This window comes from Blautia sp. BCRC 81119 (assembly GCF_003184505.1).
Lineage (GTDB): Bacteria > Bacillota > Clostridia > Lachnospirales > Lachnospiraceae > Blautia_A > Blautia_A fusiformis.
The window spans coordinates 1-802 of record NZ_QJHD01000066.1; the positions used below are offsets into that span (position 1 = coordinate 1).

3 rRNA genes are annotated in these 802 nt (G+C 45.6%); all 3 read left to right on the top strand.

The annotated features are described in order from the left end of the window. Window positions 1-101 (top strand): 16S ribosomal RNA (locus DMI82_RS19515); the annotation flags it as partial. A gap of 60 nt (window positions 102-161) precedes the next feature. Beyond that, a 5S ribosomal RNA gene (gene rrf / locus DMI82_RS19520) occupies window positions 162-279 on the top strand. Window positions 280-652: 373 nt separating this feature from the next. Continuing rightward, window positions 653-802, top strand: a 23S ribosomal RNA gene (locus tag DMI82_RS19525); the annotation flags it as partial.

The following is an 802-nucleotide window of genomic DNA, read 5'->3' on the forward strand; positions in this document are numbered from 1 at the left end:
ACCTAACCGCAAGGAAGGAGCTGCCGAAGGCGGGACCGATGACTGGGGTGAAGTCGTAACAAGGTAGCCGTATCGGAAGGTGCGGCTGGATCACCTCCTTTCTAAGGAAAAAGTAGAGAGTAAGAATGTGTTTTACTGTTTAGCTATCAAGCTGAGATATTTCTGGTGCCGATGCGGTTGGGGGACACACCCGTTCCCATCCCGAACACGACGGTTAAGACCCAATCGGCCGATGGTACTGCACTGGAGACGGTGTGGGAGAGCAGGTGGGCGCCAGATCAAAAAAAGAAAAACAGGAGAGATCCTGATAAGAATAGATGCTGGTTTTACCAGTGATTTAAGAAGAAAAGATATTTTCTTTTTAAATGGCTGATAAAACATCAGTCAGCATTGTACCTTGAAAACTGCATACATGAAATTTGATTAAGTTAATCAAATATCCTTAAACGCAAAGTATTAAGAAATTAATGCAAACGCAAAGATAGGAAGACATCGATTTATCTGTTATTGAACAGAGTAATCAAACACATGTCGGAAGATACGAGAGTATCGGAAGACACGAGAATCAAGAGACCGCATCACCTACGCTAGGGTGATGTTAAGCGGCAAGCAGATCATCCACAGGAAGATCCACTTGCATGCTAAGGCAAAAGGTCAAGCAATAAGGGCACAGGGCGGATGCATTGGCACTAAGAGCCGATGAAAGACGTGATAAGCTGCGAAAAGCTTCGGGGAGGAGCAAATATCCCGTGATCCGGAGATGTCTGAATGGGGAAACCCGCATGAGCAGACCTCATGCATC